The organism is Methanobrevibacter sp. (assembly GCF_017431965.1).
In the GTDB taxonomy this organism is placed as follows: Archaea; Methanobacteriota; Methanobacteria; order Methanobacteriales; family Methanobacteriaceae; genus Methanocatella.
In genome coordinates this window covers 1-5,479 of the sequence record NZ_JAFRKB010000060.1, presented here as the reverse complement: position 1 = coordinate 5,479, position 5,479 = coordinate 1, and the positions used below count along the sequence as shown (strand labels likewise).

Here is a 5,479-nt window from a genome sequence, read left to right as displayed (position 1 = left end):
GCGTAATAAAAAGAATATTCAACGAAACAAACAGAAGCAGAAGCCTACAACTATCAAACAAAGAAACAAAACTCAAAAACACAATCTACAACATTTACAGATCAACACAAATTCAATGAAAATTAGGATTTCTACAAAGCCTAAAATTTAAAAAAAAGAATACTGTAAATCATATAGTATAATGTGCTTTTGGGTTTCTTCTATTTTTTAAATTCTTAAGGGCAAGTCTGTTTGTGTTTTTTTTTTGAATATTTGTTGAAGATTCAATTCAAATAATTACTTATATAATTGTTAATAGAGAATTTTTCATGACATATAAATTAGACAAAGTTACCATAAGATTAAAAAATGATTCTGAAGGAATAGGTAAAATTAATGAGTTATTTGCAGATATTGTGTCTGGTGAAATCCCTTTGCTTTTTAATTCAGATGAAAAGCTTATTGAAGGTATTGCACCAGTTTGTGAATATTCCAACTATGAAAGTGACGAAACCGGCGAATTTGATTTAAGTGTTCTTGCTGTTGAAAAAGAGTTTTTTAAAGGTCTTGAAAAAGAGGTATTGGATGGAAAATTTATCAAATATGACGTTAGTGGAGATGATGTTTTAACCTGTGCTCAAAGTGCATGGAAACAGGTATGGCAAGATCAAAGAAATGGAAAGATAAAAAGAAGTTTCAATATTGATTATGAGAGTACTGTTCCAGAAGAGTTTACTCCTGACCGAAAAGCGCATTGCATGTTATATATTGGTGTTAAGTCTTAGGATATTTCATGAAAAAACATCCATATTATTGTTAATTTTAATAAATAGCCTTTAATAATAGTTTTTAGTTGTTTTAAGATGCAAGTAAGCACTTGCATGCGGAAACGTTTATATACTATTAATTTTAACATATAAATACAAAACTGAAGTATTCAATAAAATTGTGTACTTTTTTATTTGGGAGGTTTCCCCCTATGAATAAAAAAATATTATTATTTTTTGGGTTAATATGCCTAATGGGCATAGCAAACGTGTCTGCAGTTGATGTCGACGACTGTGATGTTAATGATTCTGCAGTATGTGCATATGATCTTGATGCATATGAAAATGCTGGGGACAGTCATGTTGAACAGCAAATTTTAGATGCAGATTCCAATGCCTCAAAATTTGATAACAATACCTGTGAAACCGACAACCGTACAGATATAGTTAATTATAATTGCGATTCTCAAGACAGTTCACCTTTCCAAATATTATCCAGCAATTTTGAAATTCAAAAAAAGGTTGACGGAAAAAAATTGGATGTTAAATTAATCGGAAGATTGGATGTTGACAATACGCCAAATTTAGAATCATTAATTAAAGATTTAGACAATGTTGAAGAATTAACTTTGGATTTTAAAGATGTCAATTATATTTCAAGTGCAGCTTTAAGAGTTCTTAATTCAATGCAAAATGTTATGGACCAACACAATGGATCAATGAAATTAATTAATGTTTCAGATGATATGATGTTTATATTTGATTTGACAGGTTTTAGTGATATTCTCACTGTTGAATAACTTTCAGAAATGTAGTAAAGTGTTCTGTTGATTTGATGGGAATAAATCAAATTTAGACGTTTGTCCAATATTTTTTCATTTTTTTAAATTTTTTAATTAATTTTAATATTAAATTTTTCAATATAATATTTTATTAAATTTTTCATATTGGCTTGTTTATTTTTTATAAATTTTTTTCAATGCAAACAGAGTATTTTTAAATTTTCCATTTTTTTAAAAAAATTAGTACTTATTTTCAATAATAATTAATTTTCATAAATAATGTTTAATTTAATTTTAAATTAAAATTTTATAAATTTTATAGAAATTTACTATTTTTTATATTGATTTGATTATTTTTTTATATAAAAAGTTAAAATAAATCAACATGTTTATATGCTATGTATATAAAACTTGTATATATAAGAATGTTTAAATTATTAAAAGCATTCTAATTATTTATCTGAAAGGTGAATATTATTCTCTTTCTGATTATTTAAATAAAGGAGGTTAGATATGAGAAAATATGTGATATTGACAATATTTCTTTTAATATTCATGTTTTCGATAGGATGTATCAGTGCAGAGGACTTGAATGATTCATCTCAACTGATTATTGATGATGTAGCTGAAGATTCAGATTTGCTTTCCGCTTCCCCCAAATCCTTTAAGGATTTGGAAAAGGATTTGCCGGCATATTATGATAATGTAACTGAATTTAATATGGCGGATGATTATGTATATATTGAAGCAGAGGATAATGAAACATTTTTGTTGCTTGGGGGAACTAATTTAACCATTAACGGAAATAATCATTTCATTGATGGTAAAAACATTGGACCCGCTATAATGGCGTGGGGTGAAAATCTCACAATTAATGATTTGACATTTATTAACTGTAAGGAAAACTGGATACAGGGAGTTTCTTCAAACATTATTTTAAACAATGTTAAGTTTATAGATAACGGATCTGATTCAGACAGAAGAGCTTTTATTAATGTCATGGGAGAATCTAATTTAACTGTAAAGAACTGTTCATTTGATTCCACTACCCAGCACAAAGCAGATATTCTGGCGGCGCTGTTATGTAATGTTGTAATTGAAGATTCCACATTTTCTGGAGGAAAAGTGGATTACGGTAATGTTTTGGTTCCTTATGGTTGCAATCTGTATGTCAATAATTCAACATTCACAGATATATATTCCAGATATGCGGCAGCCATCTATTGTGAAGGAGTTCAGTGTGTGATTAGAAATTCAAAATTTATCAATTTAAATTCAGATTTGTCTGCAGGGGCAATAGGATTTAAATTTCCTCACATGGGCGATTTTAATCAGACCCCTCTCTTTTTAATTGAAAATTGCATATTTGAAAATACATCCTCTTCAAAGGATGCGGGTGCAATATTTTTTGATTCTTTAGGAATGGCAGGATATGGACTTCTTTATGACAATATAACTGTTGATATCATCAACTCCACTTTCAACAACTGCAGGAGCAATTTTGGAGGAGCCGTTCTTCAGTTATATGGTATTTTAAACATTGCCAATTCAACCTTTATGAACAATAGAGCAACAAGTGCTGGAGGCGCAATCTACACTTCATGTGCTGATTTAAACGTTATTAATTCCAATTTAACCGATAATGTTGCAGATTATCAGGCAGGAGCGATATTTTTCGATGAAGGAAATCTGACCATTTCAGATTCAAGATTAATAGGCAATAAGGTCACTTTTTCAGCTATAAAAGACACCGCAAATACAATCTATGCGTATAATGGGGATGTGTCATTTGAAAATTCACTGTTCAATAATTCCGGAATAAGCGTCATTGGATTTTTCAGCGATTTTAAAGACACCAATACAACATTTCTAAATGATGAGCTGTCAACAAATAATACTGAATATGAGTTTTTCGTTGCAAGATATGCAATGCCTATTGAATTAGTCAACAATTCAATGGATATGGACGAAATTCCATCCAAATTCGATTTGCGTGACATGGGATGGGCAGGCAATGTCTATGACCAGGGAAATAACGGTGCCTGTTGGGCAGTCGGTTCAGTAGGTGCAGTCGAATCCGCATTGCTTAAAGCGACCGGAGTCCAATATATGTTCTCACCAAACAACATGCAAAATATGGAATTGATTTATTCAAAATATGGAAGCACAGCTCTTATTGAAGGAGGATGGGTATTCAGTGCTCCAGCATATCTGTTAAGCTGGTTAGGGCTTCAGAGTAGTGAAGTGGATCCTTATGATGAAATGGGTAAGATTTCAGAGCTGATTTTTGATTCCGATGAAACAGTTCATGTTCAGGATGTAATCGTTATTCCTGGAGGAAAAGATACTACTGATTTAGAACTTAAAAAAGCATTAATGGAATATGGCGCTCTTGCTATTGCATATGGTTCTCACGGTGATTCCGAGCCGTATTATAATCCGGACACCGCCGCATGTTATTATAATGAAACACACAGTGCAAACCATATGGTTGACCTTATCGGATGGGATGACAGCTATTCAAAGGATAACTTTTTCATCACACCTCCGGGCGACGGTGCATGGATTTGCAAAAACAGCTGGGGAACAAGCTTTGGAGAGGAAGGTTTCTTCTACCTGTCCTATTATGATCAGTCATTTTTATATATTGACGGGTTCCCGTCCCGCCTGTATTCAGGTGCGGTAGGATATATCTTCAACAATACCATTAAGTATACCATCAATTACCAGACAGACTTTGCTGGATTGGATTATTTCGATGAAAATTACACATATTACTCAAATGAGTTCATTTCACAGACTTATGATCTGTTGGGTGCTGTGGGAACTTACTTCAATGAGCCAGGTATCGATTATGAACTTAAGATATATGTAAATGACGAATTGAGGCATACTCAAAGCGGCGTCAGCGAATATGCAGGATTCAAAACAATCATTTTGGAAAAGTACGTTCCGGTCATTGTAGATGACATGATTAAAGTAGAGTTTAAAAGCAATTCCGTTCCTGTTGCAATGCAGACAAGACAGCATCTTCTTGAAAATGTGTCTTACATAAGCAGTGACGGTGAAAAATGGATTGATGCCTTTGACTTGGATGAAACAGTATGCCTTAAGGCATATACCGTTGATGATGATTCAGTAATTGTCGATAATGAAGACATTTCAGTTGACTATAATGGAGGTGAATACTTCTCAGTTAAAGTCGTGACTGGAGATGGCAGAGCTGTTGGTGCAGGCGAAAGGGTTGAATTCACAATCAATGGAAAAACAACCACTGTCAAAACCGATGATGACGGAATTGCCAAAATCGAAATAACAGAGGCTCCGGGCACATATGTCATGACTACAACAGTTCCGATTTCAGATTATGAAGTCAATAATACTGTCATCGTAAAAGAAGTTCCGGCACCATCCCCAGATGATGATACACCTGCCCCTGTTCCTGATGTCAGACCAACTTATTCAGGCCAATCAAGTTACAGCCAACAGCATGTATACACTCTATATCGTGCATATGATATGAAATTTATATGTCAAGCAAATGCGGTTAATCTTAAAGCATTAATGGATTTATTTAATCGCACCTTCACAAACGGACATTTAAAGGTATACATTGACGGTACACTTGTATTTGATGGAGATGTTGACGATGACCTTTCAAGGGTAATCTTTGAAATCATCGAGAAATACCTCGGCAAACATGAAGTTAGCGTGGAGTTTACAGACAGCAGTGGTAAAACACAAACTTTCAATGAAACAATGATAATTGAATAACATATTCAATTATTATTCTATTTTTTTTTTAATTAATTTGAGTCTGTAAAATTTTATAGGCTTATTTGATTTTTATGTGATTTTGTGTCCAATTTTGCATTTGGAAGTCTAAAAATGTCAGAATTCCATTTTTAGTTTTGTATAATTTCTTTATTATTTCGGGATTGGTTTGTCTGT

The 5,479-nt window shown here is 32.5% G+C and carries 3 protein-coding genes; all 3 read left to right on the top strand.

The window, feature by feature from the left end:
* Positions 1–308 precede the first annotated feature (308 nt).
* The 3 genes from IJI93_RS09070 (at position 309) to IJI93_RS09060 (ending at position 5,302) form a co-directional block, all read left to right on the top strand.
* Entirely contained in the window at positions 309–764 is a 456-nt protein-coding gene (locus tag IJI93_RS09070; protein ID WP_292822305.1) for a hypothetical protein, read from the top strand.
* Between the two features lie 194 nt (positions 765–958).
* On the top strand, positions 959–1,546 hold the full coding sequence (locus IJI93_RS09065; RefSeq protein WP_292822303.1) for an STAS domain-containing protein: 588 nt from the start codon (positions 959–961) through the stop codon (positions 1,544–1,546).
* A gap of 495 nt (positions 1,547–2,041) precedes the next feature.
* Entirely contained in the window at positions 2,042–5,302 is a 3,261-nt protein-coding gene (locus IJI93_RS09060; RefSeq protein ID WP_292822301.1) for a C1 family peptidase, read from the top strand.
* Positions 5,303–5,479 lie beyond the last annotated feature (177 nt).

Excerpts from the sequence above, each read along its gene's own strand:
- IJI93_RS09070 (WP_292822305.1), top strand. The coding sequence starts at position 309 with ATGACATATAAATTAGACAAAGTTACCATAAGATTAAAAAATGATTCT.
- IJI93_RS09065 (WP_292822303.1), top strand. The coding sequence starts at position 959 with ATGAATAAAAAAATATTATTATTTTTTGGGTTAATATGCCTAATGGGC.
- IJI93_RS09060 (WP_292822301.1), top strand. The coding sequence starts at position 2,042 with ATGAGAAAATATGTGATATTGACAATATTTCTTTTAATATTCATGTTT.